The 24,545-nt window shown below is 63.3% G+C and carries 25 protein-coding genes; 13 read left to right on the top strand and 12 right to left on the bottom strand.

Annotated features, from left to right (window positions below; genetic code table 11):
• Window positions 1-41: 41 nt before the first annotated feature.
• From NDB2M4_RS03350 to dapF, 6 genes are all read right to left on the bottom strand, one after another.
• Entirely contained in the window at window positions 42-602 is a 561-nt protein-coding gene (locus tag NDB2M4_RS03350; RefSeq protein WP_348533029.1) for a MarR family winged helix-turn-helix transcriptional regulator, read from the bottom strand.
• Window positions 603-773: 171 nt separating this feature from the next.
• Window positions 774-1,358 carry a septation protein A gene (locus NDB2M4_RS03355; RefSeq protein ID WP_072370059.1) on the bottom strand — a complete coding sequence of 195 codons (585 nt, stop codon included), beginning with the start codon at window positions 1,356-1,358 and terminating at the stop codon, window positions 774-776.
• 53 nt (window positions 1,359-1,411) lie between these two features.
• Window positions 1,412-2,155, bottom strand: a complete 744-nt coding sequence (locus NDB2M4_RS03360; RefSeq protein ID WP_244536032.1) for an inner membrane-spanning protein YciB — start codon at window positions 2,153-2,155, stop codon at window positions 1,412-1,414.
• Between the two features lie 92 nt (window positions 2,156-2,247).
• On the bottom strand, window positions 2,248-3,327 hold the full coding sequence (gene ftsY / locus NDB2M4_RS03365) for a signal recognition particle-docking protein FtsY (RefSeq protein ID WP_072370062.1): 1,080 nt from the start codon (window positions 3,325-3,327) through the stop codon (window positions 2,248-2,250).
• Window positions 3,324-4,580 (bottom strand): tRNA (N(6)-L-threonylcarbamoyladenosine(37)-C(2))-methylthiotransferase MtaB, encoded by a 1,257-nt coding sequence (mtaB, locus tag NDB2M4_RS03370; protein WP_072370065.1) that lies wholly within the window; start codon window positions 4,578-4,580, stop codon window positions 3,324-3,326. Before mtaB ends, ftsY begins: the two co-directional genes overlap by 4 nt.
• Window positions 4,581-4,715: 135 nt before the next feature.
• On the bottom strand, window positions 4,716-5,582 hold the full coding sequence (gene dapF, locus NDB2M4_RS03375; RefSeq protein WP_072370068.1) for a diaminopimelate epimerase: 867 nt from the start codon (window positions 5,580-5,582) through the stop codon (window positions 4,716-4,718).
• Between the two features lie 54 nt (window positions 5,583-5,636).
• On the opposite strand from dapF, the gene NDB2M4_RS03380 reads away from it, so the two are divergent.
• The 5 genes from NDB2M4_RS03380 (at window position 5,637) to rimM (ending at window position 10,406) form a co-directional block, all read left to right on the top strand.
• A complete protein-coding gene (locus NDB2M4_RS03380; protein ID WP_072371746.1) occupies window positions 5,637-6,788 on the top strand; it encodes a PQQ-dependent sugar dehydrogenase in 1,152 nt (383 codons plus the stop codon).
• A gap of 570 nt (window positions 6,789-7,358) precedes the next feature.
• Window positions 7,359-8,936: a signal recognition particle protein gene (gene ffh / locus NDB2M4_RS03385; RefSeq protein ID WP_072370071.1), complete on the top strand. Its 1,578-nt coding sequence runs from the start codon at window positions 7,359-7,361 to the stop codon at window positions 8,934-8,936.
• Window positions 8,937-8,982: 46 nt separating this feature from the next.
• Window positions 8,983-9,363, top strand: a complete 381-nt coding sequence (gene rpsP, locus NDB2M4_RS03390; RefSeq protein WP_072370075.1) for a 30S ribosomal protein S16 — start codon at window positions 8,983-8,985, stop codon at window positions 9,361-9,363.
• Between the two features lie 96 nt (window positions 9,364-9,459).
• Window positions 9,460-9,828 (top strand): hypothetical protein, encoded by a 369-nt coding sequence (locus NDB2M4_RS03395; RefSeq protein WP_072370078.1) that lies wholly within the window; start codon window positions 9,460-9,462, stop codon window positions 9,826-9,828.
• A gap of 20 nt (window positions 9,829-9,848) precedes the next feature.
• Window positions 9,849-10,406, top strand: a complete 558-nt coding sequence (gene rimM, locus NDB2M4_RS03400; protein ID WP_072370081.1) for a ribosome maturation factor RimM — start codon at window positions 9,849-9,851, stop codon at window positions 10,404-10,406.
• Window positions 10,407-10,417: 11 nt separating this feature from the next.
• Here rimM and NDB2M4_RS03405 read toward each other — a convergent pair whose 3' ends face one another.
• Together NDB2M4_RS03405 and NDB2M4_RS03410 are read right to left on the bottom strand one after the other, a co-directional pair.
• Window positions 10,418-10,948 carry a dihydrofolate reductase family protein gene (locus NDB2M4_RS03405; RefSeq protein WP_072370082.1) on the bottom strand — a complete coding sequence of 177 codons (531 nt, stop codon included), beginning with the start codon at window positions 10,946-10,948 and terminating at the stop codon, window positions 10,418-10,420.
• A 51-nt stretch (window positions 10,949-10,999) separates the two neighbouring features.
• Window positions 11,000-12,265 carry an FAD-dependent monooxygenase gene (locus tag NDB2M4_RS03410; protein ID WP_072370086.1) on the bottom strand — a complete coding sequence of 422 codons (1,266 nt, stop codon included), beginning with the start codon at window positions 12,263-12,265 and terminating at the stop codon, window positions 11,000-11,002.
• Window positions 12,266-12,376: 111 nt separating this feature from the next.
• Between NDB2M4_RS03410 and tesB the strand changes: the two genes are divergently transcribed.
• From tesB to NDB2M4_RS03425, 3 genes are all read left to right on the top strand, one after another.
• Window positions 12,377-13,276, top strand: coding sequence for an acyl-CoA thioesterase II (gene tesB, locus NDB2M4_RS03415; protein ID WP_072370089.1), 900 nt, complete (start codon window positions 12,377-12,379; stop codon window positions 13,274-13,276).
• Window positions 13,277-13,516: 240 nt separating this feature from the next.
• Window positions 13,517-13,855: a P-II family nitrogen regulator gene (locus NDB2M4_RS03420; protein ID WP_072371748.1), complete on the top strand. Its 339-nt coding sequence runs from the start codon at window positions 13,517-13,519 to the stop codon at window positions 13,853-13,855.
• Window positions 13,856-13,916: 61 nt separating this feature from the next.
• Window positions 13,917-15,230 (top strand): ammonium transporter, encoded by a 1,314-nt coding sequence (locus tag NDB2M4_RS03425; RefSeq protein ID WP_072370092.1) that lies wholly within the window; start codon window positions 13,917-13,919, stop codon window positions 15,228-15,230.
• A 206-nt stretch (window positions 15,231-15,436) separates the two neighbouring features.
• Here the strand turns inward: NDB2M4_RS03425 and NDB2M4_RS03430 are convergent, their stop codons facing one another.
• Window positions 15,437-15,985, bottom strand: coding sequence for a L,D-transpeptidase family protein (locus tag NDB2M4_RS03430; RefSeq protein ID WP_072370095.1), 549 nt, complete (start codon window positions 15,983-15,985; stop codon window positions 15,437-15,439).
• 110 nt (window positions 15,986-16,095) lie between these two features.
• Between NDB2M4_RS03430 and NDB2M4_RS03435 the strand changes: the two genes are divergently transcribed.
• Together NDB2M4_RS03435 and NDB2M4_RS03440 are read left to right on the top strand one after the other, a co-directional pair.
• Window positions 16,096-16,782: a response regulator transcription factor gene (locus tag NDB2M4_RS03435; RefSeq protein ID WP_072371751.1), complete on the top strand. Its 687-nt coding sequence runs from the start codon at window positions 16,096-16,098 to the stop codon at window positions 16,780-16,782.
• 178 nt (window positions 16,783-16,960) lie between these two features.
• Window positions 16,961-17,467 (top strand): Crp/Fnr family transcriptional regulator, encoded by a 507-nt coding sequence (locus tag NDB2M4_RS03440; RefSeq protein ID WP_072370097.1) that lies wholly within the window; start codon window positions 16,961-16,963, stop codon window positions 17,465-17,467.
• Between the two features lie 298 nt (window positions 17,468-17,765).
• Here NDB2M4_RS03440 and NDB2M4_RS03445 read toward each other — a convergent pair whose 3' ends face one another.
• From NDB2M4_RS03445 to NDB2M4_RS03455, 3 genes are all read right to left on the bottom strand, one after another.
• Window positions 17,766-18,518: a LolA family protein gene (locus tag NDB2M4_RS03445; RefSeq protein WP_072370100.1), complete on the bottom strand. Its 753-nt coding sequence runs from the start codon at window positions 18,516-18,518 to the stop codon at window positions 17,766-17,768.
• A 136-nt stretch (window positions 18,519-18,654) separates the two neighbouring features.
• Complete coding sequence (locus NDB2M4_RS03450) at window positions 18,655-21,225, bottom strand: FtsK/SpoIIIE family DNA translocase (protein WP_072370104.1); 2,571 nt, start codon at window positions 21,223-21,225, stop codon at window positions 18,655-18,657.
• 17 nt (window positions 21,226-21,242) lie between these two features.
• On the bottom strand, window positions 21,243-22,460 hold the full coding sequence (locus NDB2M4_RS03455; protein ID WP_072370107.1) for an aminotransferase class I/II-fold pyridoxal phosphate-dependent enzyme: 1,218 nt from the start codon (window positions 22,458-22,460) through the stop codon (window positions 21,243-21,245).
• 464 nt (window positions 22,461-22,924) lie between these two features.
• Between NDB2M4_RS03455 and NDB2M4_RS03460 the strand changes: the two genes are divergently transcribed.
• Genes NDB2M4_RS03460 through NDB2M4_RS03470 form a run of 3 tightly spaced genes read left to right on the top strand, consistent with a single transcriptional unit; the run spans window position 22,925 to window position 24,523 of the window.
• The gene (locus NDB2M4_RS03460; RefSeq protein WP_072371754.1) at window positions 22,925-23,356 is read left to right on the top strand and encodes a hypothetical protein; all 432 of its coding nucleotides are present in this window, start codon (window positions 22,925-22,927) and stop codon (window positions 23,354-23,356) included.
• A gap of 20 nt (window positions 23,357-23,376) precedes the next feature.
• Window positions 23,377-23,982: a 3-isopropylmalate dehydratase small subunit gene (leuD, locus tag NDB2M4_RS03465; protein ID WP_072370110.1), complete on the top strand. Its 606-nt coding sequence runs from the start codon at window positions 23,377-23,379 to the stop codon at window positions 23,980-23,982.
• Between the two features lie 55 nt (window positions 23,983-24,037).
• Entirely contained in the window at window positions 24,038-24,523 is a 486-nt protein-coding gene (locus NDB2M4_RS03470; protein WP_072371757.1) for a DM13 domain-containing protein, read from the top strand.
• Window positions 24,524-24,545 lie beyond the last annotated feature (22 nt).

Genomic DNA, 24,545 nt, shown 5'->3' on the forward strand with positions numbered 1-24,545 from the left:
AAGCATCACTTGCCCGGCCAATTGCTTTCTTGTGCTTTCGATTATTCGGTCCGGTCGAGACCGTTGCGCGCCTGTAGCTTGCCCAGCGCCTTCACGATCTGGTTGAGATCCTGCATGAAGCGTTCGCGCTGCTGCTGGTTGGGAAGCACGCCAAGTATTTTCTCGTCCACGCGCTTCGCCAGCGGATCGGTGGCTTTGAGAACCCGCCAGCCCTCCTCCGTCAGTTTGACGGCATAAGCGCGGGCATCCTCTTTCGTGCGGCGGCGCTGCAGAAGGCCCTTCTTCAGCATCCGTCTGACGATATCGGCCAGCGTCGATCGATCGACGCCGGTCTTTTCCACCAGCAGCGTCTGGCTCAGGCCCTCATTCTGCGAGACGGCCAGCAGCACGGCGAATTGCCGTGGCGTCAGGTCGCCCGAGCCCATCTCGTCTTGGAATATGTCGCTTGCACACTGGCCAGCTCGATGCAGCAGGTGAATAGGTGACCGCTCGAGTTTGCCCCCGGCCATTGCTCGCTTTGCCTTGTGACGTGTCATTTCAGATTTCTGGGCAAAGACGAGCACGTTTCGAGTGTCGCGAACGGCAACACGTCGACCCCCCATGCGCGCCCCTGCTGGCTTGGAGTGAAAGTTAGGTTACGGGCTGGAGGAAATACCAGTTTCCCCAATTCGTCCAGAGCAAAACGCCCATTCTTGCAACTAAAGCGCAAGAATATTCTTGGCGTTACTATGTCGGCAGAAGATCAGCGTAAGGATGATCCGGCTGCGCCAAGCTCAGTCTGCGGGGATTTCATGTGCTCTCAGCAGTCCTATCTGTGCGAGAGCGAAAATCATCGTCAGAGGCATGATCGCGAATACTTTGAAGCTCACCCAGGCATCGGTGGAGACTGTGCGCCACACCACTTCATTCAAGATCGCGAGAAAAGCGAAAAAGAACGCCCATCGCAGCGTCAATTTGCGCCACCCGTCCTCGTTGAGGCGAAATACCTCCCCGAACACGACTTTAAGCAGAGAATGGCCGGCGAGAAGTCCGCCGAACAGCGCCGCGGCGAACAGGGCATTCACGATCGTCGGTTTGAGTTTGATGAAGTGGTCGTCCTGCAGCCACAGCGTCAGGCCGCCGAATACGATCACACACGCACCCGAGATGAGCGGCATCACCGGCACCCGCCCGAACATGAAGCGCGAAGCAATGAGCGCAGCGATCGTGGCCACCATGAACACGCCCGTGCCCCAGAAGATGCCCGCGCGCGCATTGACGATGAAGAATACGACCAGCGGTCCGACCTCGACGGCAAGTTTCAGGAGCTGGGCCCGCGTGGCCGAAGCCTCGTCCGGCTTGGTTGCATCTTCAGTCATAGTTCGGTTGGCTCCCCAGTCCCGCGACCGCTGCGTGCGACGCGCTCAGTCAATTATCCTACGTTCGCCTCGTGCCCGCTCTCGGTCCGGCCGGTCGTGGCGGCCCGGAGACCGGCTTTGGGCGTGGCCGAGGCGGAAGGCTCGGCTGCCATGTCCGCGCCCGCCGGGGCTGACGCTGCATCTTGCGCCAGCGCGGCTACTTCGTCCTCAGGAATCCGATAGCGCTGCATAAGGCGCGTCAGGTACCAGGCATAGAGACCCGAAAGGGGCATGATCAACGCGACTTTGAACGCGATCCAGATCCCCACGCCGTCCATTTGCATACCAAGGAAATTGTAGATCTGCTCATCCTTGAAGGTCAGCCGGACGAACTCGTTGGCAACCGCAGTAAAGACGAAAAACCACGCGAAGTTCCAAGTGAACTTATCCCACCCGATCTTCGTATAGTGGAAGGTCTTCTCGAAGACGTACTTGAAGAAGTTCCGCTCGAACCAAAGCCCGCCGAACAGAAACAATGCAAACATTGCATTGAAAATCGTGACTTTGATCTGCACCCACATCGGGTCATGGGTGATGATCGTCAGCGCGCCGAAAACCATGGTCACGGTCGAGGCGATCAGCGGGAAGATAGGCAATCGCCGCAGCACGACGTACATCGTCACGATGGCGATCACCGTTGAGATGATCAGGGCCCAGGTGCCAGCCGCGATGCCGTACATCGCGTTCACGATGAACATCAACACCAGCGGACCGAACTCGCTGAGGATGTTCACGCACTGCTCGGCGTTGAAAGGCATAAATCGCTTCAGCGCATTCATCTGCCGCAGATCACCTGTTCCACTTAAGGTTTTCTATTCGCAAGCTATTTAGGTTGCCCATGCCGCTACGGCTAGCTCCCTGCGATGGCTTGGGCGAACTCGCCCGCATCGAACGGCTGCAAGTCGTCGACGCTTTCGCCCACGCCGATGGCATGCACGGGCAGCTTATGCTTGGCCGAGATGGCGACTAGGATGCCGCCCCGCGCCGTGCCGTCGAGCTTGGTCATGACCAGCCCAGTGACGCCGGCGCGCTCGCGGAATACCTCGACTTGCGACAGAGCGTTCTGCCCGGTGGTCGCGTCCAGCACCAATAGAACGTCGTGCGGTGCCGTCGCGTCAATCTTGCGCAGTACGCGCACCACCTTCGACAGCTCCTCCATCAGGCCTTCCTTGTTCTGCAGCCGGCCGGCCGTATCGACGAGGAGGATATCGACCCCTGCATCTTTTGCGCGCGAGAATGCGTCGTAGACGAGGCCGGCGGCATCGGCGCCCGTCGCCCCGGAAACGACTTCGGCACCTGTTCGCTCGCCCCAGATGCGCAATTGCTCGATGGCTGCCGCGCGGAACGTATCGCCCGCCGCCATCATCACCTTCTTGCCTTCGGCGCGGAACTGCGCAGCGAGCTTGCCGATTGTCGTCGTTTTGCCCGTCCCGTTCACGCCCACCATCAAGATGACGTGCGGCTTTTGCTTACCGTCGATCACCAGCGGCTTGGCCACCGGTCGCAGCACGTCTTCGACCTCTGTCTTGAGAACGGCGCGTACATCGTCGGCGCTGATGTCCTTTTCGAAGCGCCCCTTGCGCAGCGTCGTAATGATCTTCTCGGCGGTCGCGATCCCGAGGTCGGCTTCGATCAGCAGATCTTCCAGATCATCGAGCGTCGCCGCTTCCAGCTTCTTCTTCGTGAAGAGACCGGTGATGCCGTCCGTCAGCTTCGTGGATGTCTTTCCGAGGCCCTGCTTCAGCCGGGTGAACCAGCTCGTTTTCACGGGCGCAGCTTCTTCCGGGGCAGTCAGCGACGCGGGATCGGCCACGGTCTGCAGAGCGTCGGCTTCCACCGCGGCAGGCGTCTCCGTCTCTACAGCCGGTTGATCTGCGGCCCGCTTGCCGCCCCACAGCCGACTGAATGCGCCTTGCACTTTCCCGCTCACGCCACGACCTCGCCCGACAACCGTTGCCCGTCGTGTCCGCTCACGCGCGCGCGCACCATCGCCCCCGCAGCGACGTCGACCGGCAGGCGCATCTCTGCGAACTGGCGAGTGCGTCCAAGGCCGCTCTTTTCGATGAGGAGCTCTACCTCCGACCCCGCCTGCCTATCGAGGAATGCCGCCAAGGCAGCCGCCCCTTTCTCCCGCAGCCGCGCCGCCCGCTCTTTGACCACAGGACGATCGACCTGAGGCATGCGCGCGGCCGGTGTACCCTTGCGGGGCGAATAGGGAAACACGTGCAAATACGTCAGCTCGCACGCATCGACGATGCTCAGCGAATTCTCGAACATCTCTTCCGTCTCGGTGGGGAAGCCCGCGATCAGATCGGCGCCGAACACGGTGTCGGGCCTGAGACGGCGCACCTCGGCGCAGAACTTTTCGCTGTCGCGCCGGCTGTGACGCCGCTTCATGCGCTTCAGGATCATATCGTCTCCAGCCTGCATCGACAGATGCAGGTGCGGCATCAATCGCTCTTCTTCTGCGATGGCTCGCATCAGGTGCTCGTCAGTCTCCACTTGGTCGATAGACGACAACCGCAACCGCTCCAGCTCCGGCACGTGCTTCAGCACCTGCCGCACGAGCATGCCGAGAGACGGCGAGCCGGGAAGGTCTGCGCCGTAAGCGGTGATGTCGACGCCCGTCAGCACCACCTCGCGGCAGCCGCCTTCGGCGAGACGACGGATTTGCGTCACCACTTCGCCCGCAGGCACCGAGCGCGAAGGTCCGCGTCCGAAAGGAATGATGCAGAAGGTGCAGCGATGATCGCACCCGTTCTGCACCTGTACGTAAGCCCGCGTGCGCGAACCGAACCCATCGATCAGATGGCCCGCCGTCTCGCGCACGCTCATGATGTCATCGACCTGAACGCGCTCGCAATCGTCCGTCGAAAGGCCGAGGAACGTCTCCGCCTTCATCTTCTCGGCGTTGCCGATAACGTGGTCGACCTCATCGAGCGCTGCAAAGCGCTCTGGCTCGGTCTGCGCTGCGCAGCCCGTCACGATGATGCGCGCGGAGGGATTTTCACGTCGCAGTTTGCGGATCGTCTGGGTGGCCTGGCGAACGGCCTCTGCCGTAACCGCACACGTGTTGACGACGATTGCATCGTTGAGCCCGGCCGCCGCGGCATTCCGGCGGATCACCTCGGACTCGTAGGTATTGAGTCGGCAGCCGAGCGTTATGACTTGAGGGTCGGCCATCACTACTCAGGTTGCCTCGGTTGAAACTGTTGCGCGGTGCTCGTCCAAGCCGATCCGCGCATGAGGAGCCTGAGGCAAACGGGATATTCGGCAAGTTAACGTCAGGGCGGTCATACCGGACAACTTTGTCGTTCGCTAGACGGGTGCGCGCGACAGAGTATCTGCACTGATCGTCCCCTCAAACTCCAGCTCTGCCGGGCCGCGCATCATGATGTGGTCGTTTTCGGCCCATTCGATGTAGAGGGTACCACCCGGCAGCTCGACTGCAACTTGCCGATCGGTAAGGCCTTTGCGCGCCGCAGCAATCGCGGCGGCGCATGCCGCCGTCCCGCAGGCCCGCGTCAATCCGGCTCCGCGTTCCCACGTCCTTAATTTAAGGCTATTGGGCCCCGTCACCTGTGCCAGCGAGATGTTTGCCCGTTCAGGAAAGATCGGGTGGTTTTCCAGCAGCGGCCCGAAACGTCCGAGGTCGTGCGCGTTCACGTCGTTGACCCAGAAGATCGCATGCGGGTTGCCGACGTTCACCACGGACGGCGTATGCAGCACTGGCGCATCGATCGGCCCGATCTGCAGCTCGATACCTGTCGTATCCTCGAACGGCTCGGCGAGCGGAATATCCCTCCAGCCAAAGCGCGGTTTGCCCATGTCGATGGTGATGCTGTCGGCGCTGTCGACTTTGGCCTTCAATAGCCCCGCGCTCGTCTCGACGCTGACCTCGTCGCGTCCGCTTTCTTCCGCAGCGATGAGGGCAATGCAACGCGTAGCGTTCCCGCACGCGCTCACCTCAGACCCATCCGCATTGAAGATGCGCATGAAGAGGTCCGCCTTTTTTGACGGCTCCATGACAATGATCTGATCGCAGCCGATCCCGCCGTTGCGGTCGCCGATGCGGCGCACCTCGTCCGCGCCGAGCGCCAGCGACGTCTCGCGCGCGTCGAGCACGACGAAATCGTTGCCGAGGCCGTTCATCTTACGGAATGGAATGCTGGCGGTATCGGTCATGCGCTCATATATGGCCCAGAGATGAGAAAAGACAATCGAATGGAGAACGGGCCGATGACCACCCCGCGTCTGGGCACTTTGTCGGCGCTTTTTATGACAGCGCTCCTATGGGGCGCTGCGCCAGCCGCCGCTGTGATAACCGACGCGCCCGCACCTGCCCAACCCAGCAAGTTCAACCTCGAAACCTTTGCCGAAGGGCTTGAGCACCCTTGGGGCATGCAGTTCCTGCCCGATGGGCGCCTTCTCGTCACCGAGCGCCCCGGCCGCATGCGCCTCATTTCCAAGGACGGCAAGCTCTCGCCCCCTGTCGGCGGTGTGCCCGAGGTGGCGGCCGTCGGTCAGGGCGGCCTTCTCGACGTCCTGCTCGCGCCGGACTTTGCCTCGAGCGGCGTCATCTATTTCTCTTACGGCGAGCCGCGCGAGGACGGCAAGAATGGCACCTCCGTCGCCCGTGCCAAGCTCGTCTTTGATGGTGACGCCGCCAAGCTCGAGGACGTCAAGGTCATCTTTCGCCAGCAGCCCGCCACTTCGAGCGGCCACCACTTCGGCTCGCGCCTCGTCTGGGCCAAGGACGGCACGCTCTTCATCACCACGGGCGAGCGCAACAAGCTGCGCGCTGAAGCGCAGAACCCTGCCAACGATATCGGCAAGGTCATCCGCATCAACGCTGATGGCTCGATTCCCGCCGACAACCCCAAGCTTCCCGGCTGGGCACCCGAGGTCTGGTCCATCGGCCACCGCAACATTCAGGGCGCGGCCATCCGCCCCGACAACGGCCAGCTCTACACGGTCGAGCACGGCGCCCGTGGCGGCGATGAGCTGAACCGCCCTGAAGCCGGCAAGAACTATGGCTGGCCCATCATCACCTACGGCATCGACTATTCGGGCCTGCCCATCGGCGAGGGCTCTGAGAAAGAGGGCATGGAGCCCGCCGTCTATTATTGGGTCCCCTCGATCGCCACCTCCGGCCTCGCCTTCTACAACGGCGACCTGTTCCCCGAATGGAAGGGTAACGCCTTCGTCGGCGGCCTCGCCGGCACGCAGCTGCATCGCCTGGTCTTCGATGGCGACAATGTCGTCGCCGCCGAGCCGTTGCTGCGCGAGAAGGTTAAGCGCATCCGGGACGTGCGCCAGGGCCCGGACGGCGCCCTCTGGCTGCTCACCGACGACGACGGCGAGGTGCTTCGTCTCACGCCGCCGAAATAGCGGCCTGAGACAACATGCGCCCGTGCGAAGGGAACCCTGGCGGATGGTTGCGACTTGAGGATAATCGCGGGAGATGACCCCGCGGCTATCGAAAGAGCACCCTATGAGCGACCCTAACAGCTCTCCAGTTCCGATATCCCGCGCCAGCCGCCGGCTGCTACAACTCTCGTTGGTTACGCCCCGCCCTTGCCCCCGCTGCGGTGGGTGCATCTGTCTCACGCGCGCCGAGCGTAAATCGCTGCGCCGGGTCACTAAAATCGCCCGCCAGTGGCGCCGCCGCGTCCGCCGCGAGGCCAAGCATGCCGCCCAGGCACGGGCCGAGCAGCAGAATCTAGGCGAAATCTCCCGCTAACCGGGCCCAGGTTGACAGAAACCGCCCCCCGAGGGCATTGTCCGCCCCAATCACGACGGCCCTGACCTCAGAGCCGCCGCCCTGTGCGCTCCTCGCGATGTCGAGCGAATGATGCAGGGGGGTCAACATCCGCCAGCGCGTTGCGCCCGCGGATGCCATTTTCGTTTGGGCTAACGGATCTTCCTCGAAGATCCCGCACCCGCTGGTGAAGGACGAGCATGTTCCAATCGCTGTCAGACCGCCTGTCGGGCATTCTCGACAAGCTGACGCGCCGCGGTGCTCTCACCGAGAGCGACGTCGCCGAGGCGATGCGCGAAGTGCGCCGCGCTCTGCTCGAAGCCGACGTGGCTCTCGATGTCGTGCGCGACTTCATCGAGAAGGTGAAGGCGAAGGCGATTGGCCAGGAGGTTCTGCGCTCCGTCACGCCGGGCCAGATGGTCGTCAAGATCGTCAACGACGAGCTCGTCGCGATGCTGGGTTCGGAGAACTCGGCCATCGACCTGCACGCCGCGCCTCCGGTTGCGATCATGATGGTCGGTCTGCAGGGCTCCGGTAAAACCACCACCACCGCGAAGATCGCCAAGCGCCTCACCGATCGCGACAAGAAAAAAGTGCTGATGGCCTCGCTCGACACGCGGCGCCCCGCAGCACAGGAACAGCTCCGCATTCTCGGCGAGCAGACCGGCGTCGACACGCTGCCGATCGTTGCCGGCCAGACCCCGCAGCAGATTGCCAAGCGCGCGCTCGATGCTGGCAGGCTCGGCGGCTACGACGTCGTCATGCTCGACACCGCCGGCCGCATCCACATCGACGAAGAGCTGATGCGCGAATCCGCGGAGGTGCGCGACATCGCCACCCCGCACGAAACGCTGCTCGTTGCTGACAGCCTCACCGGCCAGGACGCCGTCAACGTTGCCAAGTCGTTCGACGAGCGCGTCGGCATCACCGGCATCGTTTTGACGCGTGCCGACGGCGATGCCCGCGGTGGCGCTGCGCTCTCCATGCGCGCCGTCACCGGCAAGCCGATCAAGCTGCTCGGCGTCGGCGAGAAGTGGGACGAACTCGAAGACTTCCATCCCTCGCGCGTTGCTTCGCGCATCCTCGGCATGGGCGACGTTGTCAGCCTCGTTGAGAAGGCCGCCCAGACCATCGACGCCGAGAAGGCGACGAAGATCGCCGAGAAGATGAAGAAGGGCATCTTCGATCTCGACGACATGGCCGAGCAGCTGAAGCAGATGCAGCGCATCGGCGGTATGTCCGGCGTTCTCGGCATGCTGCCGGGCATGGGTAAGATCAAGAACCAGATCGCCGAAGCGAACCTCGACGACAGCATCCTCAAGCGTCAGCACGCCATCATCACCTCGATGACGCCGCATGAGCGCCGCAACCCGAAGGTGCTCGACGCCAAGCGCAAGCGCCGCATCGCGGCCGGCTCGGGCACCAAGGTCGAGGACGTCAACAAGCTCGTCAAAATGCACCGCCAGATGGCGGACATGATGAAGTCGCTGGGCAAGAACCGCGGCATGCTCAATCGGCTCGTCGGCGGCGGCCGCGGTGCTGCCCCGAGCGAAGCCGAGATGGCCGCCATGCAGGACGAGCTGGGCCGCCTCGATCCCAAGGCACTCGAACAGCTTCCCCAGGAGCTGCGCGACGCGATCCCCAAAGGCGGTGGTTTGCCGAAGGGACTGCCTGGCCTCACCGGCGGCATTCCCAAGCTCCCCGGATTGGGGGGCGGCCTCCCCGGCCTCGGCGGCGGCCTACCGAAATTCCCCGGTCTTCCGGGAAAGAAAAAGTAGCTCTCAACACCAACACATCGAAACAACACACGAAGGAAAGAACGCAATGTCCGTCAAGATTCGTCTCGCCCGCGGCGGCGCCAAGAAGCGCCCCTACTACTACGTCGTCGTCGCCCACGGCACCTCGCCGCGCGATGGCCGCTACATCGAGCAGGTCGGCACCTTCAACCCGATGCTCAAGAAGGACGACGAGAACCGCGTGAAGCTGAACCTCGACCGCTGCAAGCATTGGCTGTCGGTCGGCGCCCAGCCGACGGACCGCGTCGCTCGCTTCCTCGATGCTGCTGGTCTGATGAAGCGCACGGCCTCGAACAACCCGTCCAAGGCCAAGCCGAAGAAGAAGCGCCTGGAGCGCGAGGCCGCGCAGGCAGACAAGGCCGCCAAGGCCGCCGAAGCTGCTGCCGCCGCTGCTGCCTCGGCCGAGTAAGGTTTGCGCGCACTAGTCTGCGCGTGCCGATCACGCCATGTTCAACCTTGGCGTGCAAAATCTCCCCGGCGAGGCATCAGCGCCTTGCCGAGGGGGATGACAGGTATGCTCGAGAACGGCCTCTACGCGCTTCGCTTTGCAGCTTCGCTGAATGGCGAGCCCGAGGAAGGCCGCGGCCTCGCCGTCCTGCGTGACGGCAAGGTGCTGGGCTCCGATCCGATGGGCGCGGTGTTCTCCGGCACCTATGAGTTCGACGCCAGGCGCAACCTCAACAAGGTTCGCCTGCAGCTCGAAATACCTGCCGGCGGCATCCTCATCACCGGCTTCACGGCAGGCCCCGAAGGCGCCAGTCTCGACGTGGTCGGCGCTTTCGCCGATGCTCCGGGTGAAGGCTCCGCGTTTCTGCAGATCGACGGGGCTCCCCTCGGCGTGCAGATCAGGTACCTTGGCCCGCCGCCAACATAGATGAACTCGCCACGGCCCTGATGACCGACCAAAGACAGCGCGTCCTGCTCGGCCGCATCGTCACCGTGCACGGCATTCGCGGCGATGTCGTCATAGACAGCTACACTGGCGAGCCGGCCGACATCGGTGCCTACGGCCCCCTGCAATCCGCCGACGGCGCGAAGGAATTCAAGCTCAAGGTCCTGCGGGTGAGACCCAAGGGCGTAGTCGCCCACATCGTTGGCGTCGATGATCGCAATGGCGCTGAAGCGTTGCGCGGCACCGACCTCTACGCGCCCCGCGCCAGCCTGCCCGCTGCCGATGAAGGCGAGTATTACTACACCGACCTTGAAGGTCTGCGCGCCGACAACGAAGCCGGCGAGACGCTAGGCACGGTCGTCGCGGTTCAGAACTACGGCGCGGGCGATCTGCTTGAAGTGAAGCTCACCGGCGAGCGCGGCACCGAGCTCATTCCCTTCACCGACACCTACGTCCCTGTCGTCGACGTCCCCGCTGGCCGCGTTGTCGTCGTCATGCCGATCTCGACCGACGACGATGATGAAGAAGGCGGCGAACCGGACGAAAACGCCGCCGGCTAGACGCATGCCGCTCAAGCCGGAACGTACGTTAGCCGGATCACACTCTCATCGACACGATCGCTGGCGGCCAGGCGCAGCGGCGGTCGCGGGCCAGCAAAGAAGGGCTTGCCGCGACCCAGGACGACGGGGTGGAGGTACAGCCGGTACTGATCGATGAGACCCATATCAGTGAGGCTTCCGGCCAGCTCTGGACCGGAAACAGTGATCTCTCCATCGAGCTGGGACTTGAGCCCCATTATCTCGGAGCCGACATCACCCTCGACCAGCGTTGTGTTAGGACCGACCGAACTCAGCGAGCGCGACACGACCCACTTAGGGAGCTGCCGCCATGCCAGCGCGAACTCGCGATGGTCTGCGCCCCAATCCGAATGATCGTCATCCCAGTAGCGCATCACCTCGTACATCCGGCGACCGTATACGCTGCCAGACAGGCCTCGAACGTGCTCTATCCAATGACGAAAAAGCGCTGGGCTGGGCCCAAACTTGTCGTGGTCGACGTAGCCGTCCAACGACATGTTCATAGCGAAGACCAGTAGAGCCATTATTCCGTTTCACTCCCGGCCTTCGCTGCCATTTGGCGTCGGAATGCTCGACTAGACCCGCTCGCCTTTGAGTAGGCGCGGCAGCTCTCCAGTAAGGCCTGCCGCCTCAGCGACGAAGAAGCGCTTTAGTGCCGGAACGCGATCGACGATGCCGAGCCCTGCTTCGCGCACCGAGCGCAGCAGCGTCACGTCGTTGCCGAACAGCCGATTGATCGCATCGAATGTGCCGGCCGAGATCGCCGAGTCGAAACGGCGCCAGCGCTCATAGCGCTTCAGGCCTTCCGCGTTGCCGGCCCCAAATCCGCACCGCACGCTCTCCGCCACCGTCTCCGTCAGCGCCGCGACGTCGCGCAAAGCCAGGTTGAGCCCCTGGCCGGCAATCGGATGCACGCCATGCGCCGCATCGCCCACCAGGGCAAATCGGGGACCCACGTAGCGACGTGCTAGGTGAAGCTCCAGCGGCCACGACTGCCGCGGTCCGGCCAAACTCACACGCCCGAGCTTGCCGCCGAAACGCTTCTCCACCTCGGCGAGAAAGCCGGCATCGTCGAGTGCCATGATGCGCTTTGCTTCACGTGAATCCTCGGTCCACGTAATGCACGACCGGTTGCCGGTAAGCGGCAGGATGGCGAACGGCCCGTTGGGAAGAAAGTGCTGCACCGCGCGCGCACCGTGCGGCCGGTCGTGCTGCACGGTGGTGACGATGCCCGTCTGCGGATAGCTCCAGCCGATCACCTTGATGCCGGCAGCCTCGCGCAGCGCTGAGCGGCGTCCGTCGGCGGCAACGACCAGCGACGCCGTCACCTCGCGTCCGTCGGCAAGCGTAAGCTGCGCCCCGGCCTCCTCGGCGACAAACCCTTTTGCCTCCGCGGGCGCCAGCAGTGTTATCCCGCTCCGCGCCGCAGCTGCGCTGCGTAAAGCCCGCCACAGGGGCTCAACCGGCAGAATATGCGTTGCTGCTTCGCCGGCTTCAGTCGTGTTGTCGTAGGCGAGCAGCACCGGCCGCACGCCGGCTTCCAGAGCTGAATCGGTGATGTCGATGCCATCGACCGGCTGCGCGTCGACGGCAACCTGCTCCCACACCCCGATCGCCTCCAGCAAATGGCGCGAGGCGGCCGACAGCGCGAACGCCCTCGCGTCCGGGCGAGGCTCAGCCGTCGCCACGCGATCGATGATGGCGATTCTGAATTCAGGCCCGAGCGCATCGGTGAGGGCGCATGCGAGCGCTAGGCCGGCGAAGCTCGCACCTGAAATTGCGACATCGAAGCTGAGGGCCTGTTTCGCCCCGTCTTGCTGCGCCGTGTCTCGTTGCGCCATGTCTCGTCCGGAAGTCTGGGGCTAAGGTGCGGTGAAAAGGCCAGAAGTTGCCATCTATCCTACGCCAGCATCCCCACCCCCGCCACCATCCGAAGATCCCAGCGAGGCCCTATGTCGACCAATGATGCCGCACCGCAGAGCGCGCTCCAAGACCTCCTCAGGACGCTCGACCTCGAACCCATCGAGGACAATCTCTTCCTCGGCCCGCGCGGCATAGAGGGCTGGCAGCGTGTCTTCGGGGGGCAGGTGCTCGGCCAATCACTGGTGGCCGCGGCACGCACCGTAGAGCCCGGCCGGCTGATGCACTCCCTGCACGGCTACTTCCTCCTCGCCGGCGACCCCGCGCGTCCAATCCTCTACGACGTCGAGCGCATCCGCGATGGCGGCAGCTTCACCACCCGGCGCGTCAAGGCGATCCAGCACGGCCGCCCCATCTTCTCGATGAGCAGCTCGTTCCACAAGGACGAGCCGGGCTTCGAGCACCAGGCCCAGATGCCCGATCTGCCGCCGCCGGAGGCCCTCCCCAACCCCAAGGACGTCATCGACCAGCACATCGACGCGCTACCGCCGGCCATGCGTAGCTACTGGAGCCGCGAGCGCCCCATCGAGATGCGTGCTCCCGACCTGTCGCGTTATTTCACCCGCGAGAAGAAGCCGCCCGCCCAGAGCATCTGGATCAGGGCCAACGGTACGCTCCCCGATGATCCGGTTATTCATCAGGCCGTTCTCGCCTATGCCTCCGATTTCACCCTTCTCGACACTGCGCTGATCGCGCACGGCAAGCTCCTGTTCGACGCCGACGTACAACTCGCGAGCCTCGACCACGGCATCTGGTATCACCGCCCGTTCAGGGCCGACGAGTGGATGCTCTACGTCCAGGACAGCCCCAGTGCCTTCGGCGCACGCGGGTTCTGCCGCGGGAGTATCTACACCCGCGACGGCCAGCTCATTGCCTCGGTCGTGCAAGAAGGGCTGATGCGGCAGCGCACCTCCGCGTTCGTGCCCAATTGATAGGCACTAACTGTTATTCGCACAAAAATAATGCAATTCGAGTGTGCAAAATAGCGGGTCGCCTGAAAACCCGGCAGATTTTTCTGTGCGAATCCAATTGGTTGCGCAGACACCATCAACTTGGCACGCGTCTTGACTCCGTTTTCAACGGTCAAGGGTCCGGCTAACGGCCAGTTCGACCAGAACCAAGACGAAATGTTCGCCGCAGCAGCGGTGAACGCGTCAGGGAGAGGGACACGCATGAAGTTGATCACGGCAATCATCAAACCCTTCAAGCTCGAGGAGGTTCGCACTGCGCTGACCGACCTTGGCCTCCAGGGGATGACGGTCACTGAAGTCAAAGGCTACGGACGCCAGAAGGGGCACACCGAGATCTATCGCGGCGCTGAGTACGCCGTGAGCTTTCTTCCAAAGATCAAGGTGGAAGTGGTGGTTCCGTCAGCTCAAGTCGACAAGGCGCTGGAGGCGATCCAACGCGCTGCCAAGACCGGCCAGATCGGCGATGGCAAGATCTTCGTTTCACCCATCGAGCACACCGTACGCATCCGTACCGGCGAGGCAGACGATAACGCGCTTTGAAGCGGGCTCCGTCGTTAAGGACGCAGTCCAAGTACTACAGGAAGGGAAGGGGAGTTTCAGGATGAACTTCAACGGACTAAAAAGACTGGCGACGTCCGCCTGTGCGGCCGCTGCACTTTACGCAGGATCAACGTTGCCCTCGCTGGCACAGGATGCTGCTCCCACGCTGAATTCGGGCGACACCGCGTGGATGCTCACCTCGACCGTTCTCGTTATTTTGATGACGGTCCCTGGCCTCGCGCTCTTCTACGGCGGCATGGTCCGCAAGAAGAACGTGCTGTCCGTTCTTGCTGCCACGTTCGCCACCTTCTGCCTTCTGACGGTCTGCTGGTTCCTCGCCGGTTACTCGCTTGCCTTCACCGACGGCGGTGCCAACAACGCCTACATCGGCGGCCTCTCCAAGGCCCTGTTTGCCGGTGTCACGCCTGCGAGCCTTTCGGGCACCATCCCCGAGTTGGTCTTCGCCTGCTTCCAGCTGACCTTCGCTGCAATCACTCCGGCGCTCATCATCGGAGCTGTCGTTGATCGCATGAAGTTCTCTGCGCTGCTGATCTTCATGGCCGCGTGGATGTTCGTCGTCTACGTTCCGGTCGCGCACTGGGTGTGGGGCGGTGGCTTCCTTGCTTCTGACGGCGTTCTCGACTTCGCTGGCGGCACGGTCGTTCACATCAACGCCGGTATCGCTGGTCTCGTCGCCTGCATCATCCTTGGTCGTCGCCAGGGTTACGGTACCGAGAGCCTCGCGCCTTACAACATCGTCTACACGCTGATCGGCGCCTCGCTTCTGTGGGTGGGCTGGTTCGGCTTCAACGTCGGTTCGGCCCTCTCGGCTGGCACCGGCGCTGCTGTCGCAATGACCACCACCCAACTCGCAACCGCCGCTGCCGCGCTCGCTTGGATGTTCTCCGAGTGGCTCGTGCATGGTAAGCCGACCCTGCTCGGAATGGCCTCGGGTGCCGTCGCTGGCCTCGTCGCCATCACCCCGGCTTGCGGCTTCGTCGATCCCAAGGGTGCCATCGTTATCGGCATCGCTGCTGGTGTCATCTGCTACATCTTCTCGACCGGCGTGAAGAAGGCCCTCGGTTACGACGACAGCCTCGACGTCTTCGGCGTACATGGTGTCGGCGGCATCGTCGGCGCCATCCTGACGGGTGTCTTCGCCGCCGAGGCTTACGGCGGCAAGGTCGGTCTGCTCGAAGGCAACTTCGCGCAGGTTCCGATCCAGATCTACGGCGTCATCGCCACCGTCGTCTGGTCGGCCGTTGCCACCGCCGTGATCCTCTTCATCCTGAAGTTCACGATCGGCATTCGCGTCAGCGAGTCCGCCGAGGTCGAAGGCCTCGACGTCGCGCTGCATGGCGAGTCCATCCAGTAGTAGCTCCTGCGGGACGCGAGGCTTAACCCCCTCGCGTCCCGTGTCTTCTCCCGAGCGTGCGCCTTCCCCTAGGCGTGCTCTAAACTCGGCCCGGTGCCACTGGCATTCCGGGCCGTTTTTTGTTTGTGCGTCTTGACGCGCGACAACGCCCTCAGCCGCGCCTTGCGCCGCTACTCAATCATCAGGTTGAAAAGGGCAATCGCGCCTCAGGCCACGATCTTGATCTTGGCGCCGCGTCGCAACGCTGACATCAGCTGCCGCAGATGCTGCGGCTCGAGCGCAACGCACCCCTCGGTCGGATTCATGCCTGGCGACGCCACGTGCATGAAGATCGCGCTGCCGCGCCCCGCGATGCGCGGTCTGTCGTTACAGCCAAGCACGACCACGAGATCGTAGAGTCGATCCTGGCGCCATAAATGCTCTGCGCTCTGAGGGTAAGGATGGCGAACAAATCGGTTGTAGTTCCGATCGCCGACGGCATCGCACCATCCATCCTTCGGCCGGGTCGCGGCGACATGCAGAGGCAACCGGGGGCGGCCGATCCGGTCGGCCCGGTAGAACGCCTCTCGCAAAGCGAATTCTCCGATTGGCGTCGCCCCGTCGCCTTCTCGCTTCAGCGCAGTCCGCCCGCTGCGCCCCAGTACGCAGGGAAAGCTCAGGGTGCCATAAGTCAGCACACCGCGCGTCGATCGGGCCGAAAGGCTCCTCACGACGATTTTAGCCCCTGTTAGGGGTGTCCTACCCTGCGTCTTCATTGGAGCTTCCCGGCGCGCGTGCTATTCGCATCCCTCAGATAAAGCCGTCGTGGGCCGCAGCCAACTGTCTGCGGCTTCACGGTTATGTCCGTGCCGGAGCGAAGAACAAGATGAGCAATGCCCGACGCGTCCTGATCGTCGATGACGACGAGGAATTGCGCGAAACTCTGAAAGACCAACTCCTTCTCCACGACGAGTTTGAGGTGGAGACGGCGGGGCTCGCCTCCAAGGGAATGGAGCACGCGCGTTCGGACCACTTCGATCTCGTCATCTTCGACGTCTCCTTGCCCGATATGGATGGCCGCGAAGCTGTGCGCCACCTGCGCAAGTCAGGCTTCAAGACGCCCATCATCATGCTCACCGGCAATGTGTCTGACGCCGACCAGATTCTCGGGCTCGACGCCGGTGCAAACGACTACGTCACCAAGCCATTCAAATTCGCCGTGCTTCTCGCCCGCATCAGGGCGCAGCTGCGTCAGCACGAGCAGAGCGAGGATGCCGTCTTCGCCATCGGACCCTATACCTTCAAGCCTGCCTCCAAACTGCTGATCACCGACAAGGGCGCGAAGATCCGTCTCACCGAGAAAGAGACCTCGATCCTCAAATACCTCTACCGATCCGGCGATAAGGTGGTCTCCCGCGACACGCTTCTGCATGAGGTCTGGGGCTATAACGCGGGCGTCACCACCCACACCCTGGAGACGCACATCTATCGGCTTCGTCAGAAGATCGAAAAGGACCCATCGAGCGCCGAGCTGCTCGTCACTGAGACGGGCGGCTACCGTCTGGTTCCCTGACACTTTTCCACAGCGCATCTGGATATCATGTGGACATTGCGGGCCCCTGTTGTGCGCTAGTCATAGCCCACGGGGTCGAATCGCATGAGTTTGCGAGCACTTGCTGGTGCCCGGCATCGCTTCATCGAATGTGGACCAGCTGGTGACAAGTTCGCGAACGCGAACGCCACGCGAGAGGATGCGCTTGGAGCTCTTCGCCGGACACTTGGCCGTGTTGCCGCTCTTTCGCGGACTGACACCGCTGCAGCTCGCGGGCATTGCCCGTCATGCTGAGCGTGTCTCCTACACGCCGGGCGCTACGATCACCGAAGAGAACGCAACGGCTGATGCGGCGATTGTGATCATCGGCGGCAACGCTGTGCGCGTCAGCGGACCTGAGCTGGCCCAGCGGTCGGAGCCCATTCCGCCCGGATCCCTGTTGGGGGAGGCCGCAATGCTCGTCGAGACTACTTTTGGTTCGACCGTTGTCGCCCGCACCAAGGTCCGAGCAGTCCACCTCACCCGGGATGCCATGCATCAGCAAATGCTGGAGGATCCCGACTTGGCCGGGCGCATAGCCCAGAACCTCGCCAAGCGGCTAAGCAACGTGGCTGAGATATTGAAGCGGGCCGATGCCCATCTCTCGGGCGCAAAGCCTCAGGCGACCCGCGCGTCGGCGCGGCTGCCGCTCCAGGCCGCCAGGTAAGGGGCGGCTGAACAATTTGGGAAAGAAAAAACGCCCAACCCCGGGGGGAGGGGTTGGGCGTCGAGAGCGCTTTCGCGCGCGGTGCCGGGAGGGAAGCCGGCACCTCAGACGATGTCTTTCGGCTAGACGGGGGGCACTACCGATACAGGGTGACATCGCCTGACTGCATTGAGTTAAGCGCAAAGGGCTGAAGTTCAATAGAGCCGGGGGGCGCCGATCACAAAAATGTTACCAGCACCGCCTGGGTTTTCCCCAGCCTCCTGTTGCCCAGAGCCCGAACAGCCACAGTGGGCGGTGTTCAGGGCATGGTCATGGGGCGGCCCAGGGACTGAATCTTGAACAAGGCAGCATCCAGCTCGGCGCTCTTGGTGAGGTCGGAGACCTGTACCCGGGTATCGAGCCCCTGAGCATCCTTGGTAACCCACTCCTTAAGTTCCAGGGCGGGCTTGGTGGAAAGGAATAGCTTGATCTGACCGAGAGTATTGGGGTCCTTGTCGACCAGCCCGACCACGAGCAGGTCGTCGGACTGCTGCACCTCCATGATCCGCGCGTCACGTACGAGATCGACGTCCTTGCGCAGGAGCAGGCGGAACGGAGTGTCGTCGAGAGCGACCCGGTCCTCGTTGTTGAGGTCGTAATCCTGGATAGCGAGGTAATGCCCGTCCGAGACGACGACTTGTCGCGATGGCCGCGCATAGTCGAAGCGGAAGCGGCCCGGACGCATCAGATAGAACTTGCCGCGCATGCGCTTGTTGTCGGCACCCGTCTGCACGAAGTTGCCCTGCAAGGTGTCGATTTTGCTGAAGTAGTCCGACACCTTATGGACGAGGTCGGCTTGCTGCGGATTGAGATTGAGCCCCTCTCCAGCCTTCGCGGGCGCGACTTCCGCGCTCCATGCGGAGCTTGAACCTGGGGACGGCGGTGGGCTTGCAGGTGCCGGGGCAGGTACATTGAGCGGCTTGGAAGAGTCCTCGCCCGCAGCGCTCGCCGGCCCTGCCAGCAAGCACATGGATGCCATCGCCGCGATTGCGATTGCTCTCAACTCGTGCATGGACCCCCGACGTCTCCCGAATCGTCCCGAACTCAGCTTTGATAGGATATCCGCGAGCGCGCGAAAACTCCCGCCAGCGCTCATCGCCGAACATTGCGTCTAGATGTAGGCGTATCGAGCATCCGCGGAGGATATACTAGCCCGCTGCGGCCGCCCGGACACCCTCTCTGCCGGCCGCCAGGATCTCGCGCTTACCGGTGCTCCCTGCTGCGCTGATCAGGCCTTCCTGCTCCATGCGCTCGATCAGATCGGCAGCACGGTTGTACCCGATCGACAGGCGCCGCTGGATGTAGCTCGTCGACGCCTTGCGATCACGCAGCACGATGGCGACCGCCATGTCGTAGAGGTCGTCCTCGCTCGTGGCACGCGCGTCCGCACCCGGACCGTCCGATGCGGGCGGCGTATCGGTTATTCCGTCGATGTATTCCGGGACCCCCTGCTTGCGCAGTGCCTCCGCGATCCGTTCGACTTCCTCGTCGGAAACGAACGGGCCATGCGCACGGATGATCTGCCCCATGCCCAGCGAATAGAGCATGTCGCCCTGACCCAACAATTGCTCGGCGCCCTGCTCGTTGAGGATCGTCCGGCTGTCGATCTTCGAGGCGACCTTGAAGCTGATGCGCGCCGGGAAGTTCGCCTTGATGGTGCCGGTGACGATATCGACCGACGGCCGCTGCGTCGCCATGATGAGGTGGATACCGGCAGCGCGCGCCATCTGCGCCAGGCGCTGCACGGCGGCCTCGATCTCCTTGCCGGCGACGATCATCAGGTCAGCGAACTCATCGACCACCACGACGATGTACGGCATCGTCTCGGCAGGCATTTCCTGCTCGGCGTAGACGGCAGCGCCCGTTGCCTCGTCGAAGCCCGTTTGCACCGTGCGCGTCAGCTGCTCGCCGCGGCTCTGCGCTTTCTTCACGCGGCCGTTGAACGCCTCGATGTTGCGAACCGACAGCGCCGCCATGCGCTTGTAGCGCTCTTCCATCTCGCCAACGACCCAGTTGAGGGCCGCGACGGCCTTGTGAGGATCGGTCACGACAGGCGTCAGAAGGTGCGGAATGCCGTTGTAAACCGACAGCTCCAGCATCTTCGGATCGATCATCAAAAGCCGGCAGTCTTCAGGTGAGCGCCGATAGAGCAGCGACAGGATCATCGCGTTGATGCCCACCGACTTGCCAGAGCCGGTGGTGCCGGCAACGAGCAGATGCGGCATGCGCGCAAGGTCGGCCACGATCGGCTCGCCGCCGATCGACTTGCCGAGCGCCATCGGCAGCGCCGCGTCGGATGCGGTGAATGCGTTGGCTTCGAAAATGTCGCGAAGATACACGGTCTCGCGCCGCACGTTGGGCAGCTCGATCCCGATCACGTTGCGGCCCGGCACGATGGCGGCGCGCGCCGACGTCACGCTCAGCGAGCGCGCAATGTCTTCGGCAAGCGCTACGACGCGTGAGGATTTGGTGCCGCGCGCAGGCTCCAGTTCGAACAGAGTGACGACCGGACCCGGGCGGATCTCGCGCACCTCACCCTTGATGGAGAAGTCGGCCAGAACCTCTTCGAGCAGCCGCGCGGTGCCGCGCAGCACCGACTGAGTGAACGTCGGGGTATTCTTCGAGGCCGGCCGGCGCAGCAGGTTCATCGAAGGCGCGCGATAAGCGGGCGCCACGCGTGTCTGGGCAATGCCGCCAAGCATATTGGAGCGCTTCGCCTTGCCGCCGCGCTTCGCAGTTTCTGGCGCAACCTCGACGATCTGCGGCTCGCCATCGGCTGAGCGCTTGGCGTTGGCCGGAGCAAAGCGGCGGGCTATGGCGCGGCTCTCTGCATCAGTGCTGTCGTCGAATTCTGCGTCGCGTCCCGCGGGGATGTCATCGCCAGCGCGGCGTGCGACCACGGCCTCGGCGAACGCAGCTTGCACATTTTGCGGCCGCTCGAACGTGGCCGGCCCCGGAAGGAACGGCTCGCGGCGCGGCGCACTGCGTTTAGGCTCGCTTGGAACGGTGTAGCGAATGGGTTCGGTGACGCTGTCGGCCGGCTCGAAAGTGACCTGCGCTTTGGCGAAATATTCGCCCATCCATTCGGGGATCAGTGGACCGCGGCGGCGCGACAGCCGCCGGCTGCGCTCCACGAGCCGCATGATGTCGTCGCGCTCGAGGCCGAGGCTGTAGCCCAGCATGCCGAAGCCGCACAGGAAGTAGGCGAGGCCGGCGAGAGGCAGCATGCTTTCAGCGCCCACGGCGTCGAACAGGGTTGCCGTCAGTCTCTGCACCCAGTCGCCGACGATGCCGCCGAAGCTATGGCCGAACGGCCAGCCGGCCGACAACGGCAGCGCGGCGAACCCGCCCGCGAGCAGCAAGACCGCCAGAGGGAAGAGGCTCGTCTTCTTGCGGTTAGCGGAGAGGCGCTCGGCGAGCATCAGCTCCAGCCCCCAGAACATGGGAGCGAGCAGAACGAACACGCCCGCAAAACCTAATGTGTTGAGAAGCACGTCGGCAAAGATCGCGCCGGCCGAGCCGAGCGCGTTGGTTGCCGCTCCATCAGCAGCGTGCGTCAGGCTGGGATCCGCTTGCGACCAGGTGAGCAGGCTGGCCCAGGCCGCACCTACTGACACCAGGAGCGCGAGCCCACCGGCACGGATTGACAATCCAATCAGCCTGTCTTCGACAGTAGCCGGAAGCAGGCGTCTCGGGTCGCTTGACTCGAGGGGACGCATTTCGAACGTACTCTACGCTACGCAAGTACTACTACTAATCGTTCGAGTGCCTCACCGACGGTCACCGCATCGCGGACCAGTGCCAGGCGCACATAGTCTGCTCCTGGATTGATCCCATTGCGCCCGGCTTGCGCCAGGTAGGCACCAGGGATCACCTTGACACCTGCGTCTTGCCATAAGGTTACTGTTGCCTGAGCAGAACCGCCAAACTTGCTGACATCCAACCACAAAAAGAAACCACCTGCGGGCCGCTGGTAACCGTACTTGCCCGCCAGAATGCGGTCGGCGACGTCGTATTTTGCCCGGTACGCCGCCCGGTTTGCCTCAACGTGGGCCTCGTCTGACCACACGGCGGCGGACACGAACTGCGTCGGTCCAGGCACCTGTGGCGCCACCATGTTGCGCAGCTCCGCAAAGATTTCGATGAACTCCCTGTCGCCCGCGCAAAACCCCGACCGCAGCCCTGGCAGGTTCGAGCGCTTCGAAAGCGAATTGAAGACGACAAGATTGTCGAACCGCTGCGGTGTCGCCGCCGCGACTTCCAGTCCTCCGGGCGGAGGCACATCCGAGTAGATCTCGGAATAGCACTCGTCGAAGAACAAGATGAAATCGTACGCGCGCGCCAGATCGAGCGCCCGCCGTATGTATTCGCGGCTCGCGACCGCACCTTGCGGGTTCGCCGGCGAGCAGAGATAGAAGGCCACCGTGCGCTCCAGCAGCGCCTTGTCGTGCTCCAGCTCATCCAGGTCCGGCAGGAATCCGCTTTCCGCGGTGGCATTGAGGAACACCGGCTCCGCATCGACCGCAAGGGCGCCGCCCACGTATGCGCTGTAATAGGGATTGCACATCAGAACGGCCTGCCGTCCGCTGACGTTCTTGCGCCCCGCCGCCGATAGCGCGGCAAGGAAAAGCCCTTCTCGTGAGCCATTTATCGGCAGAATCTCGCTGTCGGCGTCCGGCGCCGCGGCGGCACCGTAACGTCGCTCCGACCATTTCGAGATGGCCTCGCGCAGAGCCTGCGTGCCCCGAATCGGTGGATACTGCCCGTAGCTCGCCACGGCCTCGGCCAGCTTGCTCGCCACGAACGCCGGCATCGGCTCGCGCGGCTCCCCGATTGTCAGATCGATCGGCACTTGATGCCCGGCTGGAGACGAACCCAGCAGCTTCCGCAATTGCGTGAAAGGCGAAAGCACAGCGCCGTTGGCAAGCGCTGCCAGTCCGGAGGGCGTGGCCATGGTCGAACCCTGAGTGCCGACGGCAGCCGCTGTCGGCTGCTGCTGTCGCTGCCAATAGCGGCCGCGCGAGCCAGCGTCTACAGCGACTACGCTCAGGCAGTCAGAGAATTACGATCGGTGATGCCGCCGGGACTGCGGGCGCGCGAGCGCTCTTGTCGATCAGCCGCGCGCCAGGAGATGCTCTGCCGTAACGACATGCACGCTGCTTCCGAGGCGGAGCGAACCGGTGCAGCCAGACAGTTGAACGGCTAGGAGGGCGAGGAGGGTCGCCAGAAGAACTCGGTACATACGCATCTCCGAGGGTCCAGATTGGATCGCCATTGGCGCTGAACCGGAGGGTGAATAATTTAGGTTAAAAATTCGTAGACAAATGGCCGGCTGCGCACCGTTCCGTTGGTTATACGAGAAAAATCCCCGCGCCTCTCCAACGGGCTAGCTTGGCCTCGTACCCGGAGCGCGACACCTTGCCCATCGCCGAATACGCCCGCTGTATCCTCTCGATCGCCGAGACTGTGCACTGCTGGCTTGCGGCCCTTAGCGCCCTCGACGGCGCCCGCCGGGCGCGGGTTGCGGCCTACGCCGAGAAGATCGCCGCCACCCTTGATCGCGCCAGCGTGGCCCTGAGGCAGCTCGAGGCAGCCCCGCGCGACCGGTCGGCGCGTGAGCGGGCCGTGCGCGAACTCGGGCGTATCAGCGGCTACATCGAAACAATGGTCGAGGTTCTCGAGCATCACCTTGACGGGCGCAAGCTCGCAGGAGTTAAAAGGCGCCTAGAGTTGCTTCGGCCAGGGGAGCTGACGAAAACCGTCGTCGCGGGCCGCAAGCCTACCCATATCGACCGCTTGGCCTCGGCCGAGGGCTATTTCCAGGCTCTCGCAGACGGGCTCAGAATGTAAGGCGCTGAAAGAAAGCCAGCATGGACAAGTTCACGACCTTGACCGGTGTCGCCGCCCCGCTGCCGCTGCGCAACATCGACACCGACATGATCATCCCCAAGCAGTTCCTGAAGACCATCAAGCGCACCGGGCTCGGCAAGAGCCTGTTCTACGAGATGCGCTATGACCAGGAAGGCAAGGAGATCCCCGAGTTCGTCCTCAATCAGCCGGCCTATCGCCAGGCGACGCTCCTCGTCACCGGCGAGAACTTCGGCTGCGGCTCCTCGCGCGAGCATGCACCCTGGTCGCTGCTCGACTTCGGCATCCGCTGCATCATCGCGCCGGACTTCGCTGACATCTTCTATAACAACTGCTTCCAGAACGGCATTCTGCCCATCAAGCTGCCGCAGTCCGAAGTCGACAAGCTGATGGACGATGCGAGCCGCGGCGCCAACGCCACCCTCACCGTCGATCTGGAAAAGCAGGAGATCCGTGGCCCCGATGGCGGCGTCATCAAGTTCGACATCGATCCGTTCCGCAAGCACTGCCTGCTCAACGGCCTCGACGCCATCGGCTTGACGCTCGAGAAGAAGCAGGCGATCGAGAAGTTCGAGACGTCGGCCTCTGAATCGCGGCCCTGGCTGTAACAGCCGCTCCCGCCCTCCCGTATCCCGGTTATCGATGGATCACCGGGAGGGCGCCATGTGGCGATCAGCACTAACTTTTGTCGCGGGCGGAATTCTCGGCACCGGATTCGGCACTGCTCTCGGATTTTTCCTTTTCCCCTACGTCTTCCCGCCACCGCCTGCGACTGAGCAATTGACCGCCGCCGAGCAAACAACGCGGCTCGCCAAAGGCTCTTTCATCCACGCCAACCCATCCGACCCGGTCCACTACGGCAAGGGAGGCGTCGCGGTATATGATGGCGTGGTGTTCTTGGAGCCGGACTTCGAAGTTGGCCCTGGCCCCGACCTTCACGTCTACCTTGTGCCCAAGCAGGGCGTTCGCTCCTCGGCAGATCTGGCAGACGCAAAATTTGTCGATCTCGGAAAGCTTCGCAGCTTCAAGGGCAGCCAAAAATATGCGATCCCCGCGGGGACGGATTTGAAGGCCTATCCGAGCGTCGTCATTTGGTGTCAGCAGTTCGGGGTTCTGATATCGCCCGCTGACCTCGCGTTCGAGGGCTAGCACAAGCAGCAAAACTAGGAGG

Origin of the sequence: Hyphomicrobium sp. NDB2Meth4 (genome assembly GCF_900117445.1) — a bacterium.
Classification (GTDB): Bacteria; Pseudomonadota; Alphaproteobacteria; order Rhizobiales; family Hyphomicrobiaceae; genus Hyphomicrobium_A.

Coding starts and splice junctions, on each gene's coding strand:
- NDB2M4_RS03350 (WP_348533029.1), bottom strand. CDS start 602: ATGGGGGGTCGACGTGTTGCCGTTCGCGACACTCGAAACGTGCTCGTC.
- NDB2M4_RS03355 (WP_072370059.1), bottom strand. CDS start 1,358: ATGACTGAAGATGCAACCAAGCCGGACGAGGCTTCGGCCACGCGGGCC.
- NDB2M4_RS03360 (WP_244536032.1), bottom strand. CDS start 2,155: ATGCCTTTCAACGCCGAGCAGTGCGTGAACATCCTCAGCGAGTTCGGT.
- mtaB (WP_072370065.1), bottom strand. CDS start 4,580: ATGGCCGACCCTCAAGTCATAACGCTCGGCTGCCGACTCAATACCTAC.
- dapF (WP_072370068.1), bottom strand. CDS start 5,582: ATGACCGATACCGCCAGCATTCCATTCCGTAAGATGAACGGCCTCGGC.
- NDB2M4_RS03380 (WP_072371746.1), top strand. CDS start 5,637: ATGACCACCCCGCGTCTGGGCACTTTGTCGGCGCTTTTTATGACAGCG.
- ffh (WP_072370071.1), top strand. CDS start 7,359: ATGTTCCAATCGCTGTCAGACCGCCTGTCGGGCATTCTCGACAAGCTG.
- rpsP (WP_072370075.1), top strand. CDS start 8,983: ATGTCCGTCAAGATTCGTCTCGCCCGCGGCGGCGCCAAGAAGCGCCCC.
- NDB2M4_RS03395 (WP_072370078.1), top strand. CDS start 9,460: ATGACAGGTATGCTCGAGAACGGCCTCTACGCGCTTCGCTTTGCAGCT.
- rimM (WP_072370081.1), top strand. CDS start 9,849: ATGACCGACCAAAGACAGCGCGTCCTGCTCGGCCGCATCGTCACCGTG.
- NDB2M4_RS03405 (WP_072370082.1), bottom strand. CDS start 10,948: ATGGCTCTACTGGTCTTCGCTATGAACATGTCGTTGGACGGCTACGTC.
- NDB2M4_RS03410 (WP_072370086.1), bottom strand. CDS start 12,265: ATGGCGCAACGAGACACGGCGCAGCAAGACGGGGCGAAACAGGCCCTC.
- tesB (WP_072370089.1), top strand. CDS start 12,377: ATGTCGACCAATGATGCCGCACCGCAGAGCGCGCTCCAAGACCTCCTC.
- NDB2M4_RS03420 (WP_072371748.1), top strand. CDS start 13,517: ATGAAGTTGATCACGGCAATCATCAAACCCTTCAAGCTCGAGGAGGTT.
- NDB2M4_RS03425 (WP_072370092.1), top strand. CDS start 13,917: ATGAACTTCAACGGACTAAAAAGACTGGCGACGTCCGCCTGTGCGGCC.
- NDB2M4_RS03430 (WP_072370095.1), bottom strand. CDS start 15,985: ATGAAGACGCAGGGTAGGACACCCCTAACAGGGGCTAAAATCGTCGTG.
- NDB2M4_RS03435 (WP_072371751.1), top strand. CDS start 16,096: ATGAGCAATGCCCGACGCGTCCTGATCGTCGATGACGACGAGGAATTG.
- NDB2M4_RS03440 (WP_072370097.1), top strand. CDS start 16,961: ATGCGCTTGGAGCTCTTCGCCGGACACTTGGCCGTGTTGCCGCTCTTT.
- NDB2M4_RS03445 (WP_072370100.1), bottom strand. CDS start 18,518: ATGCACGAGTTGAGAGCAATCGCAATCGCGGCGATGGCATCCATGTGC.
- NDB2M4_RS03450 (WP_072370104.1), bottom strand. CDS start 21,225: ATGCGTCCCCTCGAGTCAAGCGACCCGAGACGCCTGCTTCCGGCTACT.
- NDB2M4_RS03455 (WP_072370107.1), bottom strand. CDS start 22,460: ATGGCCACGCCCTCCGGACTGGCAGCGCTTGCCAACGGCGCTGTGCTT.
- leuD (WP_072370110.1), top strand. CDS start 23,377: ATGGACAAGTTCACGACCTTGACCGGTGTCGCCGCCCCGCTGCCGCTG.
- NDB2M4_RS03470 (WP_072371757.1), top strand. CDS start 24,038: ATGTGGCGATCAGCACTAACTTTTGTCGCGGGCGGAATTCTCGGCACC.